Origin of the sequence: Pseudaminobacter soli (ex Li et al. 2025), assembly GCF_003012705.1 — a bacterium.
GTDB classification, from domain to species: Bacteria; Pseudomonadota; Alphaproteobacteria; order Rhizobiales; family Rhizobiaceae; genus Pseudaminobacter; species Pseudaminobacter soli.
In genome coordinates, this window is sequence record NZ_PXYL01000024.1 from 1 (window position 1) to 17,931 (window position 17,931).

General features: G+C 65.2%; 19 protein-coding genes. 5 read left to right on the plus strand and 14 right to left on the minus strand.

The features are described from left to right. On the plus strand, positions 1-194 hold a 194-nt coding region (locus C7I85_RS31425), incomplete at its 5' end, for a hypothetical protein (protein WP_210203087.1). A gap of 267 nt (positions 195-461) precedes the next feature. Here the strand turns inward: C7I85_RS31425 and C7I85_RS26770 are convergent. The 7 genes from C7I85_RS26770 to C7I85_RS26800 form a co-directional block, all read right to left on the minus strand. Beyond that, positions 462-1,403 (minus strand): alpha/beta hydrolase, encoded by a 942-nt coding sequence (locus tag C7I85_RS26770; RefSeq protein WP_106727061.1) that lies wholly within the window; start codon positions 1,401-1,403, stop codon positions 462-464. Between the two features lie 24 nt (positions 1,404-1,427). After that, positions 1,428-2,210, minus strand: a complete 783-nt coding sequence (locus tag C7I85_RS26775; protein ID WP_106727062.1) for a carnitinyl-CoA dehydratase — start codon at positions 2,208-2,210, stop codon at positions 1,428-1,430. 21 nt (positions 2,211-2,231) lie between these two features. Then, positions 2,232-4,358 (minus strand): acetate--CoA ligase family protein, encoded by a 2,127-nt coding sequence (locus tag C7I85_RS26780; RefSeq protein ID WP_106727063.1) that lies wholly within the window; start codon positions 4,356-4,358, stop codon positions 2,232-2,234. Between the two features lie 3 nt (positions 4,359-4,361). Then, positions 4,362-5,525, minus strand: a complete 1,164-nt coding sequence (locus tag C7I85_RS26785; protein WP_106727064.1) for an acyl-CoA dehydrogenase family protein — start codon at positions 5,523-5,525, stop codon at positions 4,362-4,364. Between the two features lie 251 nt (positions 5,526-5,776). Beyond that, positions 5,777-6,865 (minus strand): carnitine 3-dehydrogenase, encoded by a 1,089-nt coding sequence (locus C7I85_RS26790; protein ID WP_106727065.1) that lies wholly within the window; start codon positions 6,863-6,865, stop codon positions 5,777-5,779. Continuing rightward, positions 6,862-7,491, minus strand: coding sequence for an HD domain-containing protein (locus C7I85_RS26795; protein ID WP_106727066.1), 630 nt, complete (start codon positions 7,489-7,491; stop codon positions 6,862-6,864). The genes C7I85_RS26790 and C7I85_RS26795 overlap by 4 nt, the downstream gene beginning before the upstream one ends. A gap of 39 nt (positions 7,492-7,530) precedes the next feature. Beyond that, on the minus strand, positions 7,531-8,448 hold the full coding sequence (locus tag C7I85_RS26800; protein ID WP_106727067.1) for a 3-keto-5-aminohexanoate cleavage protein: 918 nt from the start codon (positions 8,446-8,448) through the stop codon (positions 7,531-7,533). Between the two features lie 123 nt (positions 8,449-8,571). On the opposite strand from C7I85_RS26800, the gene C7I85_RS26805 reads away from it, so the two are divergent. Next, positions 8,572-9,552: a GlxA family transcriptional regulator gene (locus tag C7I85_RS26805; protein ID WP_106727068.1), complete on the plus strand. Its 981-nt coding sequence runs from the start codon at positions 8,572-8,574 to the stop codon at positions 9,550-9,552. On the opposite strand, the gene C7I85_RS26810 is transcribed toward C7I85_RS26805, so the two are convergent. Then, positions 9,553-10,320 (minus strand): TIGR01458 family HAD-type hydrolase, encoded by a 768-nt coding sequence (locus C7I85_RS26810; protein WP_106727069.1) that lies wholly within the window; start codon positions 10,318-10,320, stop codon positions 9,553-9,555. Between the two features lie 136 nt (positions 10,321-10,456). On the opposite strand from C7I85_RS26810, the gene C7I85_RS26815 reads away from it, so the two are divergent. Further along, positions 10,457-10,816: a nuclear transport factor 2 family protein gene (locus tag C7I85_RS26815; protein WP_106727070.1), complete on the plus strand. Its 360-nt coding sequence runs from the start codon at positions 10,457-10,459 to the stop codon at positions 10,814-10,816. A 3-nt stretch (positions 10,817-10,819) separates the two neighbouring features. On the opposite strand, the gene xylB is transcribed toward C7I85_RS26815, so the two are convergent. The 3 genes from xylB to C7I85_RS32110 all read right to left on the minus strand — a co-directional run bounded on the left by xylB (position 10,820) and on the right by C7I85_RS32110 (position 13,269). Next, positions 10,820-12,271 (minus strand): xylulokinase, encoded by a 1,452-nt coding sequence (gene xylB / locus C7I85_RS26820; RefSeq protein ID WP_106727071.1) that lies wholly within the window; start codon positions 12,269-12,271, stop codon positions 10,820-10,822. 148 nt (positions 12,272-12,419) lie between these two features. Further along, complete coding sequence (locus tag C7I85_RS26825; protein WP_106727072.1) at positions 12,420-13,043, minus strand: LysE family translocator; 624 nt, start codon at positions 13,041-13,043, stop codon at positions 12,420-12,422. A 100-nt stretch (positions 13,044-13,143) separates the two neighbouring features. Next, positions 13,144-13,269 carry a hypothetical protein gene (locus C7I85_RS32110; RefSeq protein ID WP_280954426.1) on the minus strand — a complete coding sequence of 42 codons (126 nt, stop codon included), beginning with the start codon at positions 13,267-13,269 and terminating at the stop codon, positions 13,144-13,146. 319 nt (positions 13,270-13,588) lie between these two features. Here C7I85_RS32110 and C7I85_RS26830 point away from each other — a divergent pair, with 319 nt between their 5' ends. Further along, positions 13,589-14,278 (plus strand): L,D-transpeptidase, encoded by a 690-nt coding sequence (locus C7I85_RS26830; protein ID WP_245445125.1) that lies wholly within the window; start codon positions 13,589-13,591, stop codon positions 14,276-14,278. Between the two features lie 91 nt (positions 14,279-14,369). Here C7I85_RS26830 and gabT read toward each other — a convergent pair whose 3' ends face one another. Further along, positions 14,370-15,656 carry a 4-aminobutyrate--2-oxoglutarate transaminase gene (gabT, locus tag C7I85_RS26835; RefSeq protein ID WP_106727074.1) on the minus strand — a complete coding sequence of 429 codons (1,287 nt, stop codon included), beginning with the start codon at positions 15,654-15,656 and terminating at the stop codon, positions 14,370-14,372. A gap of 201 nt (positions 15,657-15,857) precedes the next feature. Between gabT and C7I85_RS26840 the strand changes: the two genes are divergently transcribed. Beyond that, entirely contained in the window at positions 15,858-17,024 is a 1,167-nt protein-coding gene (locus C7I85_RS26840) for a diphosphate--fructose-6-phosphate 1-phosphotransferase (protein ID WP_106727075.1), read from the plus strand. 53 nt (positions 17,025-17,077) lie between these two features. On the opposite strand, the gene copM is transcribed toward C7I85_RS26840, so the two are convergent. After that, positions 17,078-17,473 (minus strand): CopM family metallochaperone, encoded by a 396-nt coding sequence (copM, locus tag C7I85_RS26845; RefSeq protein WP_106727076.1) that lies wholly within the window; start codon positions 17,471-17,473, stop codon positions 17,078-17,080. 14 nt (positions 17,474-17,487) lie between these two features. Beyond that, the gene (cueR, locus tag C7I85_RS26850; RefSeq protein ID WP_106727077.1) at positions 17,488-17,931 is read right to left on the minus strand and encodes a Cu(I)-responsive transcriptional regulator; all 444 of its coding nucleotides are present in this window, start codon (positions 17,929-17,931) and stop codon (positions 17,488-17,490) included.

The window sequence follows — 17,931 nt, forward strand, 5'->3', positions numbered from 1 at the left end:
CAGGGTGTGGCTGGCCGCGCGAATGCGGAGGCGAACAAACCCAGGCAAGCGCATCGAACGGGCGGTCGAAGGACCGCAAGATTTACCTAAACGAGCGCGTCCGACGACCGCCCGTCTTCCCAGGTTCCCTCATCCTGAGCTTGTCGAAGGATGACAATGGCCAGACGGTGAAAACCGGGCGTGGCAATGAATAGGTGCGTGCTTCGAGGCTCGCCCTGAGGGCGAGCACCTCAGCATGAGGGAAGTTGGCGCGGCACTTCAGAATGTGGGAGGCCAGCGCCAACCGTAGCCCTCATGGTGAGGGTGAGGAATGGTGCGCGGAGCGCACGAAAAGCCAAAGATTTGGCTTTTCGAATGACGAACGCCCGGAGCCATAGCGGAGGGCCGAAGCCCGAAGGGCGAGCCTCGAACCACGAGGGTGGGATGAAGTGCGGCCCCCTCAAGGGGGAGGGAGCGCGTCCTCAATACGGCCAGTCGCCCTTCCCAAGCGCACGCACCGCATCGACGATGCGCGTAAAGCTTTCGCGCGCGCGGCCGACCGAGTGGCGGGCCCGCAGATAGCCATGCACCAGTCCCGGCTCGTCGAACCACCAGGCCTTGCCGCCGGCAGCCAGGATGCGGTCGCGATAGTCGCGGCCGTCATCGGACAGCGGGTCACATTCGGCGGTGATGACGGCCGTCGGCGGCAGGCCGGAATAGTCCGCATCGTTGAACGGGGCGAAGCTCACATCCTCCGAGATGTCACGCCCGCCGGCCCGCATGTCGCGATAATAGTCCATGTCGCGAACGCTCAGCAGCGGGGCGTCGGAATGCGTGAGATAAGACCCCTGCCCGAGCTTACCGCCGAGGCCGGGATAGATCAGAACCTGGCCAATGGCCGCCCGGCTGTGACCGCGCGTGGTGTGCGCCACGGCCGCCGCCAGATTGCCGCCGGCCGAGTCTCCGCACAGAACGATGGGCTGCGAATAGGTCTTGGCCGCCCATTCGAAGGCCGCCCGGCAGTCGTCATAGGCTGCAGGGTGGGTGTGCTCCGGCACCAGGCGGTAGTCGACCAACACCACCTCGTAGCCGCTGCGCTCGCAGATTTCGGCGCAGACGTCGTCATGGCTGTCGAGCCCGCCCAGGATAAAGCCGCCGCCGTGGAAATAGAGCACCACGGCCGCGTCGTTCGGCTCGACATTGCGATAGATGCGAACCGGGATCTTGTGCGTCGGCGTTTCGACGGCGGAATCCGTCGCCGTCACGCTTGCAGGATAGCCGGCATGGAACTCGCGGCACATCCGGTCATAGGTGCGCCGCTGCTCTTCCACGCTGTGGTCGACCGCGTCCGGCGGATAGAAGCTGTTGGTGCGGTCGATGAAGGCCCAGGTCTCGGCATCGATCAGCTTGCTGTAGTCGGTCATCGGTCGTCCTCCTGCACTGCTATGCTATTTGCCCTTCCACACCGGGTCGCGCTTTTCGGCAAACGCGCGAAAACCTTCCATGTTGTCTTCGGAGGCGTAGAGCTCGTCGACGGTGCGGAACTTGCGCTTGGTGATCCAGTTCATGGCGTCCTGGAACTCCATCGCCTCGGCCCTGCGGGCCACTTCCTTGATGGAGGCGAAGACCAGCGGCGGGCCGCCGGCGAGCAGGCGGGCGATCTCCCAGACACGGTCCTCCAGCTTGTCGGCCGGCAGCACCTCGTTGACGAGGCCCCAGCGATGCGCTTCGGCCACGTCCATCCAGCGGCCGGTAAGCAGCAGGTCCATGGCGATGTGATAGGGAATGCGCTTGGGCAGTTTTATCGTCGCCGCATCGGCCAGCGTGCCGGCACGGATTTCCGGCAGCGCGAAGGAGGAATGCTCGGAGGCGTAGATGAGATCGCAGGACAGCGCGAGCTCGAAGCCGCCGCCCACCGCCATGCCGTTGACGCAGGCGATAACCGGCTTGTTCATGTCGCGCAATTCCTGCAGGCCGGCAAAACCGCCCACGCCATAGTCGCCGTCAACCGCATCGCCATTGGCGGCGGCCTTGAGGTCCCAGCCGGCGGAGAAGAACTTTTCGCCGGCCGTCTTCACGATGCAAACGCGCAGTTCGGGATCGTCACGGAAGGCCTGGAAGGTCAGGCCCATCTGACGCGAGGTGGCAAGGTCGATCGCATTGGCCTTGGGCCTGTCGAGCGTGACTTCGAGAATGGCGCCTTCGCGCCGGGTTTTTACGACATCGGACATTTTGGAAACCTCCCTGGCGGCTCAGCCTTCGACTGAGACCGCAACCTTTTTCTCGTGGGAAGCGGCGGCTGCCGCTTCGCCTTCGTTGGTCACCAGAAGCGCGTCGGCGATCCATGCACCCTTGCCCTCGCCGCAGACGATCAGCGGGTTCACGTCGAGTTCCTCGATCGTGCCCGCGCGTTCCTGGACGAAGCGCGAAATGGCGAGGATCGCGTCCACCGCAGCCGACACATCGGCCTTGGCGCGGCCGCGATAGCCGTCGAGTAGCGGGTAGAGCCGCAGGCTCTTCAGCGCCGCCTCGACTTCGTCGCGCGATGCGGGCAGAAGCAGCGTGGCGCTGTCCTTGAGCAGTTCGACCAGCACGCCGCCGGTGCCAACGGTCATGACCGGGCCAAACAGCGCATCGCGCGTAACGCCGACGATCAGTTCGGCGACGCCGCCCTCCACCATGCGCTCGACATAGAGGCCGGTGCCGAGCGGCAGCAAAGTCTCGGCGGTCACCCGCACTTCTTCCGCAGACTTGAGGTTGAGTTTCACCGCACCGAGCTCGCTCTTGTGGGCGACACCCAGCGCCTTCAACGCAACGGGGAAGCCGAGCTTCTCGGCAGCCGCGACAGCCTCCGCGACGCTGGCCGCGCGCGCGCCCTGCGGCACTGCAAGACCGGCCGAACGCAGCAGCGCCTTGGCTTCGGCCTCGTCGGGCGTATTGCGGGCCGAACCGGCAGTCGAATTTGCATTCGACCCGATGGCACCACTTGCCGGACGCGCCCATGCCTCGCCGATAAATGCCGCCGCCTCGGCCGCATCCATCGCCTCGACGATGCCCTGCAGAGGTACGATGCCGCGCTTGAACAGCTCGGCGGCGTGCGCCTCGGTCACGTTTTCCAGCATCGAGGCGACGATGGCGCCGCGTGCCTTGTTGGTCTTCACTGCGGACTTGAATGCGCGCACCGTCGGCCACCAGTCGGCATCCGAGCAGCGGTCGCCGCGCGGGAAGTCGAGCACCAGCATGTTGAGGTCGAACCCACCCGACACCATCGCGGTGAAGGTGTCGGTCATGGCCGGCTCGTTGGCCCAGATGAAGGTGTGGTAATCGAGCGGATTGGCCACCGCCACGAAGGAGCCGAGCGTCGATTTCACCCGCGACCAGTGCTCCTGGGTGAGCTTAGGGAAGCGCACCTTGCGGCCTTCCGCACTGTCGGCCATCACCGAGGCCTCGCCGCCCGAGCAGCTCATCGAGGACAGCGTGTAGCCAGGCAGCGGACCGAAGGCGTGCAGAACCTTCAGTGTCTCGAGGAAGGACGGGATCGAGTTGACCCGTGCAATGCCGAGGCGCTTGAGGAAGGCGTCGGACGAAGCGTCCGAGCCGGCGAGCGAGGCGGTGTGCGACACGGTCGCGGCGCGTGCCTGCTCGGAGCGGCCGACCTTCATGGCCACGATCGGCTTCTTCAGCTCGCGCGCCCGCGCCGCCAGCCGCTCGAAACCGTCGACCTTGTCAAAACCCTCGATGTGCAGGCCAAGACAGGAAACGCGGTCGTCCTCGATCAGGCCGAGCGCCATTTCGGAAAGACCCGTCTGCGCCTGGTTGCCGGCCGTCATCAGGAAAGAGATCGGCAAACCGCGCTGCTGCATGGTGATGTTGCAGGCGATGTTGGACGACTGCGTGATGATCGCCACGCCGCGCGTGCCGGGCTCCAGCCGCTGGCCGCCATGCTGGTCGGGCCACAGAAGCGCGCCGTCGGCATAGTTGATGAGGCCGTAGCAGTTCGGCCCGATGACAGGCATGGAGCCCGCCGCCGCGACCAGCTCGGCCTGCAGCCGCTCGCCGTCGTCATCGTCTGCGCCGGCTTCGAGGAAGCCCGAGGCGAAGCAGATCGCCCCGCCAGCACCACGTTCGGAAAGTTCGCGCACGATATCGATGGTGGCGAAGCGGTTGACGCCGATGAAGACGGCGTCGGGCGCGCCCGGCAGGTCGGCGACGGAGGTGTAGGCCTTCACGCCCTCCACCTCGTCGCGCTTGGGGTGCACCGGCCAGATGTCGCCGGCAAAGCCCATTTTCAGCGATTGCTTGACGACGTTGGGCGCAAACGAGCCGCCGCCGATGACCGCAATCGATTTCGGACGCAGGAGCCGTTCAAGACGCAGCATGGCTCAGCCTCCCACGGCGCGCAGCAGCGCGCGGCTGATGATGTGACGCTGGATTTCCGACGTTCCTTCCCAGATGCGCTCGACGCGGGCGTCGCGCCAGATGCGCTCCAGCGGCAGGTCGTCCATCAGGCCCATGCCACCATGGATCTGGATCGCCTCGTCGGCGATGAAGGCCAGAACCTCGGTGGCCTTGAGCTTGGCCATGGCCATGTCCTGGTCGGTCACGGTGCCCTGGTCATATTTCCAGCCGGCTTCGCGGGTGAGCAGCTCCGCCGCCTTCAGCTCCGTCGCCATGTCGGCCAGCTTGAAGGAAACGCCCTGGAACTTGCCGATCTGCTGGCCGAACTGCTCGCGCTGCGCGGCATATTCGATGGCATGGCCAAGCGCGCGCTCGGCACGTCCGAGGCAGGTCGAGGCGACCTGCAGGCGGGTTGCGCCGAGCCAGCTGTTGGCGACCTCAAAGCCCTTGTGTACCTCGCCCAGCACCTGGCTCTTGGGCAGGCGGCAATTGTCGAACTCGAGGATGGCGTTGGTATAGCCGCGATGCGAGACGTTGCGGTAGCCGTCACGCACATTGAAGCCCGGCGTGCCCTTGTCGACGAAGAAAGCGGTGATCTTCTTGCGCTTGCCGCGCGGGGAATCCTCCTCGCCCGATGCCATGAAGACGATGGCGAAATCGGCGATGTCGGCGTGGCTGATGAAATGCTTGGTGCCGTTAAGGACAAAATCGTCGCCGTCCTGCACGGCGCTCGCCTTCATGCCGCGCAGATCCGAACCGGCGCCCGGCTCGGTCATGGCCAGGCAGTCCCACTTCTCGCCGCGAATGCAGGGATAGAGGTACCTTTCCTTCTGGTCGTCGGTGCCGGCGAGCAGGATGTTGGACGGGCGCGCCACGCAGGTCCAGTGCAGCGCATAGTTGGCGCGGCCGAGTTCCTTTTCGTAGAGCAGCCACGACACCGTATCGAGGCCCGCGCCGCCGACTTCGGCTGGCATGTTAGCGGCGTAGAGACCGGCCTCGATCGCCTTGGCCTTGATCTCCTCGATCAGCTCACGGCGCAGATGCCCGGTGCGTTCGACTTCCGCTTCATGCGGGTAGAGTTCGTTTTCGACAAAGGCCCGCGTCGTGTCGACGATCAGGCGCTGTTCTTCGGTAAGCCCGAAATCCATGATTTACCTCCCATGCAAGTGGCTCGGTACAGCCACCTTGAATTCGACCCCCACTCCGGTTTGCTTCGCAAACCACCTCTCCCCCCCGGGGGAGAGGAAGGGCGTTTCAGCCGCATTCGCTACGCCAATCGCCCCCTCTGCGGATCACGAGACGAACGCTCGTGCCGCAGGTCTTTCCTCTCCCCCATCGGTCGAGTGAGAGGCGTCGCAAAGCGCGACGGAGTGGGGCCGAAATGACAGCGACACAAACCTTACGCTGCGGTTTTCCTCTTCACCGCAGCCGCCTTCTTCACCGGCTTCTCTGCCTTTGCCTTCGCGGCAGCCTTGGAAACCGGCTTCTTGGCGGCCAGCTTGGCGAGGCGCTTGGTGTAGTCGTTGTGCAGTTCACCAGCGCCCCAGCCCTTGCCCTTGTTCTGCTTGCCCAGCGCTTCCATGATAGCGACGAGGTTGTCGTCGCGGATCTTTTCCAGCTCACGGATCGACCATTTGTCGGACTGCTCGTCGGACTGGCCGGCAATGAGATCGACCAGCTCGTCATTGAACTCCGGCACGTCCATCAGCTTGGTCCACGGCCAGGACAGGCACGGACCGAACTGGGCCATGAAGTGGCGCATGCCCGCTTCGCCGCCGGCGATGCGATAGACCTGGAACATGCCCATCTGCGCCCAGCGCAGGCCGAAGGAGTAGCGCATGATGTCGTCGAGTTCCTCGACCGAGCAGATGCCGTCCTTGATCAGCCACAGCGCTTCGCGCCATGCGGCTTCCAGCAGGCGGTCGCCGACGAAGGCCTCGATCTCCTTGCGGATCACCACCGGCTTCATGCCGATGGAGGCGTAAAGCTCGCGCGCCTTCTCGACGAAGGCAGGCGTGGTCTTCTCGCCGCCGACGATCTCGACCAGCGGCAGGAGATAGACCGGGTTGAACGGATGGCCGACGACCAGGCGCTCCGGATGCTTCAGCGCCGGCTGCATATCGGTCGGCTTGATGCCCGAGGTGGACGAGCCGATCAGCGCATCGGCCGGGGCATGGGCGTCGATCTCGGCCAGCACCTTGTGCTTGATGTCGAGCCGCTCCGGCACGCTTTCCTGGATGAAGTCGGCGCCCGTCACCGCCTCGGCGATGGTCTTGGCGAAGGTCAGCTTGCCTTCCTGGGGCAGGCCGCCGGGCAGCATCTGCTTGTAGGCGCGGCGCGCGCCCTTCATCACCTCGTCGACCTTGCGCGAGGCCTCCGGATCGGGATCGTAGATCGCGACGTCGATGCCATTAAGCAACAGACGCGCGACCCAGCCCGCGCCAATGACTCCGCCGCCGATGGCGGCTGCTTTCTTGATACTGCTCATGCGGATGCTCCGGCTCTTTGGCTGGCTATTTCAGGATTGACGAGCGCGACGCGCTCGCCGACGCGGATGACCGCGGGATCGTAGGCCTGGCGGGAGAATACCTTCTCCACCATGGGCCGGAAGAAATCGAGCGGCAGGGTTTCGTAGTCAGGGTCGAAGCTCGACTGGTCCCACCGCTCGCAGAACTGGTCGCAGTCGTCGTAGTAGGGATGCCCGGCAAACTTATCGCGCGCATGGCGATTGCCGCCGACGTGATGCGCGTAATAGAGGCGCTGGAAATCCCCGTGCTTCTCGACCACCCAGTGGCATTGTTCGCGAACGAACGGCCGCAGGATCGCGGCCGCATATTCGTCGTGGTTGTAGGGCGCGTAGATGTCGCCGATGTCGTGCAGGAGCGCGCAGACGATCCAGTCGTCGTCGGCGCCATCGAGCCAGGCGCGGGTGGCCGCCTGGACAGAGTGGCCAAGCCGGGTGACCTTGTAGCCCGACAGGCTCTCATCGAGCTTTACGAGCGCGTCGAGAAGGCGCCCACCGGTCCTGACGGCGAACTCGATCTCATGCTCGTTGAGGAAGGCGTAGTCCTCGCGGTCGCCATCCTTCATCGCCGTGAACTTAACCGTTTCCATGGCGTCTCCTCCCTTCTCCGCCTGGAAGCCCTTGCCGGGTTATGCCGGCAAAGGCGCACGCTTGGTGAGGTTCAGCTTCTGGCGCACTTCCTCCGGCCCGATCACACGGGCGCCCATGCGCTCGATGATGCCGACTGCGCGATCGACCAACTGCGCGTTGGTCGCCAGCACGCCCTTGTCGAGCCACAGATTGTCCTCGAGGCCGACGCGGACATTGCCGCCGGCAATCACTGCGGCCGCGGCATAGGCCATCTGGTTGCGGCCGAGCGAGAAGGCCGACCAGTTCCAGTCCGACGGCACGTTGTTGACCATGGCCATGAAGGTGTTGAGGTCGTCCGGCGCACCCCACGGAACGCCCATGCAGAGCTGGACCAGCGCGTCGGGCTTCAGCACGCCTTCCTTGACCAGCTCCTTGGCGAACCAGAGATGGCCGGTGTCGAAGGCCTCGATCTCGGGCTTCACCCCCAGCTCGGTCATCATGCCGCCCATGGCGCGCAGCATGCCGGGCGTGTTGGTCATGACATAGTCGGCTTCATTGAAGTTCATAGTGCCGCAGTCGAGCGTGCAGATTTCCGGCAGGCACTGGCGCACATGCTCCATGCGGTTCGAGGCGCCGCCCATGTCGGTGCCCTGCTCCCTCAGCGGCAGCGGCGACTCGACCGGACCGAACACCATGTCGCCGCCCATGCCGGCGGTGAGGTTCAGCACCACGTCGACATTGGCGTCGCGGATGCGCTCGGTCACTTCGCGGTAGAGATGGACGTCGCGGCGCGGCTTGCCGGTCTCGGGGTCGCGGACGTGGCAGTGGACGATTGCGGCGCCGGCCTTGGCCGCATCGATGGCCGATTCGGCGATCTGCTTGGGCGAGCGGGGCACGTGCGGGCTGCGGTCCTGCGTTCCGCCCGAGCCGGTCACGGCACAGGTGATGAAGACCTCGCGGTTCATGGAAAGCGGCATAAATTCCTCCAGTCGATCGGCGCGTCTGCCACCCGGTTGCTCAAGCCCCGGATATCGCGCCGTTCCTCCATCGCGATCATTGCCTCCCTTGCGCGGCACTGCTTTGCACTTTACGAACATGGATTGATGAAAAGCGAAAAGCCCTCAGTCTTTCTTCCAGACCGTTCGCCGCTCAAGGTGACGATGCTGGTTTTCTCCGGCTGCTCCATCATGTGCGTGGCATCCGCCGTCGATCCGCTGCGTGCCGCGAACCGCGTGTCGGGTGAGACGCTGTTCGACTGGAGGCTGGTTTCGGTGGACGGCGAGCCACCGGTCACCACTTCCGGCCTGCCGGTGGCGGTCAGCGGCAAGTTCGATCCGGCGGAAAAGACCGACATGCTGGGTATCATCGGCGGATTCGGCACCAAGACGCAGGGCAGCCCTGCCCTGCTGGCGGGCCTGCGCCGCGTGGCCCGCTCGGCGCGCGCGGTGGGCGGCATCGAGGCCGGCACCTGGCTTGTCGGCCGCGCCGGACTGCTGGAAGGCCGCACCGCCACCACGCACTGGGAGGACATGGAGGACTTTACGGCCGCCTTCCCGGGCGTCGACGTGCGGCCGGACCGCTACATCATCGATGGCCCGATCTTCACCTCGGGCGGCGCCTCGCCCACCTTCGACCTGATGCTGCACCTCATCCGCTCGCGCCTCGGCATGGCGGTGGCGCTCGATGTCGCCAGCGTCTTCATCTACGACCAGGCGCGCGCGGCGACCGACGCACAGCCGCTGGTCTCGCTCGGCCGTCTCGATGGCTACGACCCGCGTCTCGCGCAGGCGATCCGCCTCATGGAAGCGCATATCGACCAGCCGTTGACGATCTCGGCCATCGCCCGGCGCACCGGCGTGACCACCCGCGCGCTGGAAAAGATCTTTGGCAAGTCGATCGGCGAGCCCCCCGGTGCCTATTATCTGCGCCTGCGCCTCAGCGCGGCGCGGCGGCTGGTGGTGGACACCTCCGTGCCCATGGCAGACATCGCCGCGCGCACAGGCTTCTCAAGTGCTGCGGGCTTTTCGCGCGCGTTTGCCAAGACATTCGGCATGTCGCCGACGCAGCTGCGGCGGCGCTGATCACCTGTGCGCCAGAATCCAGTCGGTAGCCGCCGCGATGTCCTCGACCACTTCAGTCGGGCGCGGCTCGAAGCGCGTCTCGTCGCCATCCCGGTATTTTCCCGTGCGCACCAGCAGCGCCGCGGAAAACCCGGCCCGCAAGGCGCCGGCAGTATCGCCCTCGGCGTCGTCGCCGACCATGACTGCCTCGCCGGGCGGACACTCCATGTTGGCAAGCGCGGAGAGAAAAAACTCAGGCGCCGGCTTGCCGAGCACGGTCGCCTTGCGTCCGCTGGCGAATTCGAGCGCCCGGACAAACGGTCCGGCATCGAGGCTGAGCTTGCCATCGGCATCCTTGAACACCCGATTGTCGGCCAGTGCCAGAAACGCGGCGCCGGCATTCAGCAGGCGGAAGGCCGCGTTGAGGCTCGAATAATCGAAGGCATCGGCCGCGTCGCCGACCACGACCGCAAGGCCCCTGCCCGACGGCAGATCGCGAAAATCGGGTTCAAGTGCCGGGTGGATCAGAAGATGCGCCGAGCAGTCATGCGCCTTCAGCCAGTCGCGCGCGGCATGCACAGGGGTAAAGAGTTCATCTGCGCCGACCTCGATGCCAAGCTTCTCCAGCCGTGCAAGAACATCTTGCCTGGTCGACCGCGTGGTGTTGCTGACGAAGCGCAGCGGCAGCCCGGCCTCGCGCAATCGCCGGACGGAGGCGGCCGCCTGCTTGATCGGGCTGTCGCCGTCATAGAGCACTCCGGATAGGTCCAGAAGCACGCCGCTGATCATGAGGAAAGCATGGCGAAGCGCGGCGACTTCGTCAAATCAATGACGGTCGCGGATCATTACCTGGCAGGTAATTGGTTCGACGCGCGGCTCGGCCCACAAAGGGATCGTCAACGACGAAACCCGATGGAGACACATCATGACCGAGCTCGAAACGATTGCGAAGAACTACATCGCCGCCTGGAACGAAGCCGAACCGGCTCGCCGGCGCGAGCTGCTGGAAGCCGCCTTCGCCACCGACATCCGCTACCACGACCCCATCATGCAGGGCGACGGCCATGGCGGCATCGGCGCGCTGATCGACGGTGTGCACAAGCAGTTCCCCGGCTTCCGCTTCACCCTGAAGGGCAAGCCGGACGGTTTTGCCGACCACATCCGCTTTTCCTGGGGCCTCGGCCCTGACGGCAGCGAAGCGGTCATCGAAGGCACCGATTTCGGCGTCATCGAAGACGGACGCCTGAAGCGCGTCACCGGCTTCCTCGACAAGGTGCCGGGATAAAGCTCACATCGTGCTTTTGACTGCCGGATAGAGGGCGCGATAGCGCTCGTAAGCTTTAGCATAAGCACCGGCCAGCGCCGCGTCGGGTTCGATGGTTTCGGCCGTCGCCGGCGCGGTGCAGGCGGCAAACGGGTCGGCGCCTTCCACCGCGATCAGGCCGAGACGCGCGGCACCGAAGGCCGCGCCGAAATCGCCGTCTGCCGGCAGATCGACGGGCAGCCCAAGCGCGGTGGCAATCGCCTTCAGCCAGTAGCGGGAGCGGGAACCGCCGCCGATTGCCGTCACCCGCGTCAGCGTCGTGCCGGCCGAGGCCAATGCCTCGAGGCTGTCTCGGAAGGCGAAGGCCACGCCTTCCAGCACGGCTTGCGCAAGGGCTGCGCGGTCGGACTCGCGGTCGAGCCCACTGAACACGCCGCGGATGGCAGCATCGTTGTGCGGCGTGCGCTCGCCCGAAATGTAAGGCAGGAAGGTGACGCCCGAAGGCGCCCGCAAGGCATCGCCAAGCTCGCCGGTCAACTCGCCCGCGCTCCGGCCGGTAATGCCGGCCAGCCAGTTCAGCGAGTCCGTCGCGGCGAGGATCACGCCCATCTGGTGCCAGGCATTCGGCAGCGCATGGCAGAACGTGTGCACCGCACTTTCCGGATTGGGTAGATAGGCGCCGTTGGCGGCAAACAACACGCCCGACGTGCCGAGCGAGGCAAAGGCTTCGCCGGGCTTGACCGTGCCCATGCCGCAGGCGGAAGCCGCATTGTCGCCCGCGCCACCGGCAATCACCACGCCAGCGCCCATGCCCCATCTCGCAGCCAGTTCGGCGCGCAGAATGCCCGCCTGCTCGGAGCCCTCGACCAGGCGCGGCATCTGCCGTTCGTCGAGATCCGTCGCAGCCAGAAGTTCCGGCGACCAGCGCCGCCCGGCGACATCGAGCCAGGACGTGCCGGCCGAGTCCGACATTTCGGAAATGTGCTCGCCCGCCAGCCAAAGCCGCAGATAATCCTTGGGCAGCAGCACCTTGGCGACGCGCGCAAAGACGCCCGGCTCGTTGTTCTTCACCCACATCAGCTTTGGCGCGGTGAAGCCGGGAAACACGATGTTGCCGGTGATCTTGCGAAAGCGCGGATCGGCGTCGAGCCGGGCGGCTTCGGCATGGCTGCGCGTATCGTTCCACAGAATGCAGGGACGCAGCACCTTGTCTTCGGCATCGAGCAGCGTCGCGCCATGCATCTGGCCGGACAGGCCGATGCCCTTTACCGCCGCCAGTTCCTTGGGGTGGCTGGCCCTGAGCGCGCCGACCGCTTCCTCGGTGGCACGGATCCAGTCGGCCGGCGCCTGCTCGGACCAGCCCAGATGCGGGCGCGACACATCAAGCGAACTGTTGGCCGAGGCGATGATGCGCTGGCCGCCATCCATCAGAAGCGCCTTCACGCCGGACGTGCCGAGATCGATTCCCAGATACATGTTCGTCCCTCCCGAACGCGCGGCAAACTGCCAGGCAAAATTCTCCCGCTCACCGCTTCATAACAAATACGGCCGCGCAGGGAACGTATTTTTTCGAGACCCGTAAAAAAGAGAGGACGCCGGCGTGGCGAACCGCGCCGGGCCAGGATTAGTTGCCGGAACGAACCGCCACGGTGGCGATGCCAGCACCCACCAGCAGCGTGCCGCCGGCCTTGTTGAACAGGCCGATGGCGCGCGGATTGCGCACCAGTTCGCGCGCCCGCGATGCCACCAGCGCGTAGCCAAAGGCATTGATGAAGGCGAGCGTGAGGAAGGTCGCCTCGAAGATCGTCATCTGCGTCCAGAAATCAGCATGGCGGTCGATGAACTGCGGCAGGAAGGCAACGAAGAAGGTGATGCTCTTGGGGTTGAGCGCGGTGACCAGCCAGGCATGCGCCATCATCTTGGCAGCCGAAGACGCCGTCTTGCGCGGCTCGGCCCGAAGCGTTCCTCCGGCGCGGAAGAGTTTTATGCCGAGATAGATCAGGTAGGCCGCGCCGATCCATTTGAGAATGGTGAAGACGGTGGCCGAAGCCATCAGCAGCGCGCCGATGCCGAGCATCGACAGCGTCATGGCCGTGAAGTCGCCGAGTGCTACGCCGACCGCCATCGGCAGTGCCGTGCGCCAGCCCTGCCCGAGCGCATAGGAAACCACCAACAGGATGGTGGGACCGGGGATGATCAGCAGAACGGCCGAAGCGGCTGCGAAAGCTGCCCAGGTTTCAAGCGGCATGGATATCTCCTTTGCTCAAAGGAAAGGATAAATCCCTGCCAGCGCGGCGAAGTAAAGGGCAAATTTTCGACCCGCTCCATGGCGTGTTTCGCGCGGCTGTTCATGGCAGAACCCTCGCGATTGCCGAAACAACGACCGAGAGATCAATATTCGCGCAAAGCACAATCGCCGCGGCAATGAAAGCCGCAGAAAACAGCATCAGATCCGTCTTGAACGTGTTGCCCATGATTCCCTCTCCAGCGGCGCAGACGGAGGTAGAAAGCGGGCTGGCCCAGATTGTGACGCAAGCGAGGAGTTGTTGTGGCTGCACAGGCGCCGACACACAATTTCGCCACAGCCGAGCAGGTCGCGAAAGCATAAGCCATTGCGGCGCAAAGGTTTCCGCAAGTTCATTCTTTATCAACCATGAATCCTGAAAATGCGAACGGCTTTGATCGCAGGGTTTCGCGATTGCCAGAGCGTTCGTGTTCAATCGTGGAAGCGTGTCCGTGCAGCAAAAACCCGCCTCGACCAATCCCTTCGACACCCAGTCCGACCAACCCGTGATGATCTCGCGCCGCGCCGCCCTGATCGGCCTCGGCTCGGCCCTGCTCGGCACGGCCGGCTGTTCGCAGACGATGGACCTCGCGTCCGTCCAGGTGGACGACTTCACCACCGGCTCCATCCGGCCGCGCATCAGCGTCGACAAGCAGGTGACGAGCCCGGACCTGATGTATGCGTCATTCACCGACAGCGGCTTCACGCTGCCTCCGGTGCCGTTTGCCAAGATCAATCCCAAATTCCAGCGCCAGATCGTGGTCGACCCGACCGGCGAGCGGCCGGGCACCATCGTCGTCCACCTGCAGGAGCGGTTCCTCTATCTGGTGCAGCCGGGCGGCGATGCGATCCGCTATGGCGTCGGCATCGGCAAGGAAGGCTTCGTCTGGTCCGGCCGCGCCAATATCCAGTACAAGAAGGAATGGCCGACCTGGACCCCGCCGGCCGAGATGATCGGCCGCAAGCCCGAGCTGGAAAAATACCGCGGCGGCCAGCCCGGCGGCCTCACCAATCCGCTCGGCGCCCGCGCGCTCTACATCTTCAAGGATGGCCGCGACACGCTGTTCCGCGTGCATGGCTCGCCCGAATGGTGGTCGATCGGCACAGCCGTCTCGTCCGGCTGCGTGCGCATGATCAATCAGGACGTGATCGATCTCTACAGCCGCGTCCCCCCCGGCACGCCCATCGTCGTGATGTAAACCCGGCGCCACCCACAGCCTGATTTCCAAATGAAAAACGCCCGGTCGAAACTCGACCGGGCGTTTTTGTCTTAAGCTATCCGCGAAGCTGTTACCGGTTGGCGGCGACCAGTGCGCGCTCCAGCTTGGCCATGCCCTCGTCCAGCAGCGCGTCCGAGATCGTCAGCGGCATCAGCAGACGGATGGTGTTGGCGTGCACGCCGCAGGAGAGCAGCACCAGGCCTTCGGCAAGAGCGGCCTGCGTGACGCGCTTGGTGGCGTCCGCATCCGGCTCCTGGCTGACGCGATCCTTGACGATGTCGAAGGCGATCATGGCACCCGGACCGCGGATTGCGGCCATCGGCACGATGTCGTTGCGCTGGGCAAAGCGGGTCAGCTCGCCCTTCATGCGGTCGCCGAGCGCGTTGGCGCGGTCGATCAGCTTCTCTTCCTTGATCACGTCGAGCACGGCAAGTGCTGCGGCGCAGGCCAGCGGGCTACCGGCATAGGTGCCGCCCAGGCCGCCCGGCTCCGGCGCGTCCATGATCTCGGCGCGGCCGACGACGCCCGAGAGCGGGAAGCCGCCAGCGAGCGACTTGGCGATGGTGATCAGGTCCGGCTCGACGCCGCTGTTCTCGATGCCGAACATCTTGCCGGTACGGGCGAAGCCGGTCTGCACTTCGTCGGCGATCAGCAGGATGCCGTGCTCGTCGCAGATCTTGCGCAGCGCCTCGAGCAGATCGGTCGGGGCCGGGTGGAAGCCGCCCTCGCCCTGCACGGGCTCGATGATGATGGCGGCGACGTTCGCCGGGTCGACGTCGGCGCGGAACAGATATTCGAGCGCCTTCAGCGAGTCGGCCACGGTCACGCCGTGCTGCGCCACCGGGAACGGGATGTGCCAGACGCCGGCCGGCATCGGGCCGAACTTCTTCTTGTAGGGCGCGACCTTGCCGGTCAGCGCGCTGGTCATCAGCGTGCGGCCGTGGAAAGCGCCGGTGAAGGCGATCACATTGGTGCGGCCGGTGTGGGCGCGGGCGATCTTGACGGCGTTCTCGACAGCCTCGGCGCCGGTGGAGAACAGGATCGACTTGGCCGGGCCCTTGAACGGCGCTATTTCGTTGAGCCGCTCGCAGAGCGCGATGTAGGGCTCGTAAGGCACGATCTGGAAGGCGGTGTGGGTATAGGCGTCGAGTTGGTCGCGCACCGCGGCGATCACCTTCGGATGGCGATGGCCGGTGTTGAGCACGGCAATGCCGCCACCGAAGTCGATGTACCGGTTGCCCTCGGCATCCCACAGTTCGGACCCTTCCGCGCGCTGGGCGAAAACGGCATTGGCGGTGGCGACGCCGCGCGGAACGGCCGCTACGCGGCGCGCCTGGAGGGAAGCATTGGTCGTCATGTCTATCCTCATTCGAGAAATCGTGATGCAGTCATGTACCCGAGAAAGCCCCGTCACGGCAACGTTGGGCCACATGGCCAGAGCGAAAGATCGACTGGCTCAGCGCAATTGGCACAGCAGCCGAGATTTGACGGTGGATCGTATTGCGCGTGGCCCGCAGGCGGGTGAAAATGTCGGGAACATAAGGCGAGGAGTTCTTTTATGGCCACGACATTCGTGATTGCCCAGGGCGGCGGCCCGACCGCGGTGATCAACCAGACCATGGTAGGCGCCGTCCTGGATGCCCGCAAGCGCCATCCCGGCGCCCACATTCTGGGCGCGCGCCACGGCGTGCGCGGCATTCGCGACGGCGACTATGTCGATCTGTCCGCCGTCCCCGAGGAGCAGCTGCTGCGCATCGCAGGAACGCCAAGTGCTGCGTTGGGCAGCACGCGTGACAAGCCCGATGCCGCCTATTGCGACCTCGTGCTGGCCGGGTTGAAGAAGCAGGGCGCCGACGCCTTCATCTATATTGGCGGCAACGACACGGCCGGCACGCAGGAAATCCTGGCCGAAGCAGCCGGCGGATCGATGGCCTTCGTCCATGCGCCGAAGACGATCGACAATGATCTGGTCGAGAACGACCACACGCCGGGCTTCATCTCCGCCGCCGAGTTCGTCGCAGGCGCCTTCCTCTCCGTCGACCTCGACTTCCGCGCCCTGCCCGGCATCTATGTCGGCATCGTCATGGGCCGCCATGCCGGCTTCCTGACGGCAGCGGCGGCGGCCTGGCGCTTCGACGAGGACAGCGGCCCGCACCTCATCTACGTGCCGGAGCGCGCCTTCTCGGTTCCGCGTTTCATCGACGACGTCCGCGCCACGCTCGACAAGCACAAGCGCTGCATCGTCGCCGTGTCCGAAGGCGTTGCCACCGAGGACGGACGGCCGCTGGTGGAAAGCCTGGTGCCGCCGGACCGGCTGGAGCGCGACGCGCATGGCAATCTAAAGCTCTCCGGCGGCGATCTCGGCCTTGCCTTCGAGCAGGCCCTGCGCGACGGCCTCCCGGGCAAACGCGCACGCGTCGACACGCTGGGCTACATGCCGCGCGGCAATATCGCGACCATCAGCCCTGTGGACGCTGCCGAAGCGTTTGAGGCGGGCGCATTTGCGGTGGAGCTTGCCGGAAAGGGCGGCGGCTCGGTGGCACTGCAGTTCGACGGGAAAAAGGCGGTGATGCGGGGCGTGCCGCTCGCCAGCGTGGCAGGCAAGACCCGCCACATGCCGGACGACTTCCTGCTGCCGGACGGCAACAACCTCTCAGATGCCGGCATGGCCTATCTGAAGCGGCTGGCGCCGGCGAAATACGAGGTCGGCAAGCCCTTCGTCTGACCGGGCATATGAGCGCGAGCGGCGGATCGCCACCGCTCGCGCGAATTCGAAAACTACTTGGCCTGGTGGGCGGCTAACCAGTCCTGAAGCTGCTTGATCTCGGCTTCCTGCGCCTTGATGATGTCCTCCGAAAGTTTCCGGATTTCGGGGTCCTTGCCGTATTCCAGCTGGGCCTTGGCCATGTCGATCGCGGCCTGATGGTGCGGGATCATGCCGAGCGCGAAATCGACATCGGCGTCGCCCGTATATTCGATCTTGCCCATGGCCTCATGCATCTTGTCCATCGCTTCCGCGTAACCCTTGGCAGCCGGCGAGGACGCGCCCTCGGACATGTTCATGCCGCTCATGTCGTGCCCGCTGTGGCTCTCCTCAGCCAGGGCTGTGCCGGCAGACCCGATCCCGAGAAACAGGGCAGCGGCGATGGCGGGGAGCTTGTGCTTGATGGTCATGGTCTTTTCCTTCTTCAGTGCCTGGGAGAAAGTTCTTTGTCCTGCGCCGCGGATTTTCCGGCGCCCGCGGCCGGCTTGCCGGCGAGTTCATCGAGGATCGGGCAATCGGGCCGCGCATCGCCATGGCAGTTGCGCACGAGATGGCGCAGCGTGTCGCGCAGGCTCTGCAATTCGGCGATCTTGCGGTCGATTTCGCCGAGCTTGATCTGTGCCAACGCCTTAACGTCGGCGCTCTCGCGCTGCGTGTCGCCATAGAGCGACAGCAGCTGGCGGCATTCCTCGACCGAGAATCCCAGGCTGCGCGAGCGCTGGAGAAACTTCAGCCGGTGCACGTCATTCATCGAATAGTCGCGATAGCCATTCTCCGAGCGCCCGGGCTTCAGGAGGCCGATGTCCTCATAGTAGCGGATCGTCTTGGCCGGCAGGCCGGAACGCTCCGATGCGTCACCGATATTCAT

Excerpts from the sequence above, each read along its gene's own strand:
- C7I85_RS26770 (WP_106727061.1), bottom strand. The coding sequence starts at position 1,403 with ATGACCGACTACAGCAAGCTGATCGATGCCGAGACCTGGGCCTTCATC.
- C7I85_RS26775 (WP_106727062.1), bottom strand. The coding sequence starts at position 2,210 with ATGTCCGATGTCGTAAAAACCCGGCGCGAAGGCGCCATTCTCGAAGTC.
- C7I85_RS26780 (WP_106727063.1), bottom strand. The coding sequence starts at position 4,358 with ATGCTGCGTCTTGAACGGCTCCTGCGTCCGAAATCGATTGCGGTCATC.
- C7I85_RS26785 (WP_106727064.1), bottom strand. The coding sequence starts at position 5,525 with ATGGATTTCGGGCTTACCGAAGAACAGCGCCTGATCGTCGACACGACG.
- C7I85_RS26790 (WP_106727065.1), bottom strand. The coding sequence starts at position 6,865 with ATGAGCAGTATCAAGAAAGCAGCCGCCATCGGCGGCGGAGTCATTGGC.
- C7I85_RS26795 (WP_106727066.1), bottom strand. The coding sequence starts at position 7,491 with ATGGAAACGGTTAAGTTCACGGCGATGAAGGATGGCGACCGCGAGGAC.
- C7I85_RS26800 (WP_106727067.1), bottom strand. The coding sequence starts at position 8,448 with ATGCCGCTTTCCATGAACCGCGAGGTCTTCATCACCTGTGCCGTGACC.
- C7I85_RS26810 (WP_106727069.1), bottom strand. The coding sequence starts at position 10,320 with ATGATCAGCGGCGTGCTTCTGGACCTATCCGGAGTGCTCTATGACGGC.
- C7I85_RS26815 (WP_106727070.1), top strand. The coding sequence starts at position 10,457 with ATGACCGAGCTCGAAACGATTGCGAAGAACTACATCGCCGCCTGGAAC.
- xylB (WP_106727071.1), bottom strand. The coding sequence starts at position 12,271 with ATGTATCTGGGAATCGATCTCGGCACGTCCGGCGTGAAGGCGCTTCTG.
- C7I85_RS26825 (WP_106727072.1), bottom strand. The coding sequence starts at position 13,043 with ATGCCGCTTGAAACCTGGGCAGCTTTCGCAGCCGCTTCGGCCGTTCTG.
- C7I85_RS32110 (WP_280954426.1), bottom strand. The coding sequence starts at position 13,269 with ATGGGCAACACGTTCAAGACGGATCTGATGCTGTTTTCTGCGGCTTTC.
- C7I85_RS26830 (WP_245445125.1), top strand. The coding sequence starts at position 13,589 with ATGATCTCGCGCCGCGCCGCCCTGATCGGCCTCGGCTCGGCCCTGCTC.
- gabT (WP_106727074.1), bottom strand. The coding sequence starts at position 15,656 with ATGACGACCAATGCTTCCCTCCAGGCGCGCCGCGTAGCGGCCGTTCCG.
- C7I85_RS26840 (WP_106727075.1), top strand. The coding sequence starts at position 15,858 with ATGGCCACGACATTCGTGATTGCCCAGGGCGGCGGCCCGACCGCGGTG.
- copM (WP_106727076.1), bottom strand. The coding sequence starts at position 17,473 with ATGACCATCAAGCACAAGCTCCCCGCCATCGCCGCTGCCCTGTTTCTC.
- cueR (WP_106727077.1), bottom strand. The coding sequence starts at position 17,931 with ATGAATATCGGTGACGCATCGGAGCGTTCCGGCCTGCCGGCCAAGACG.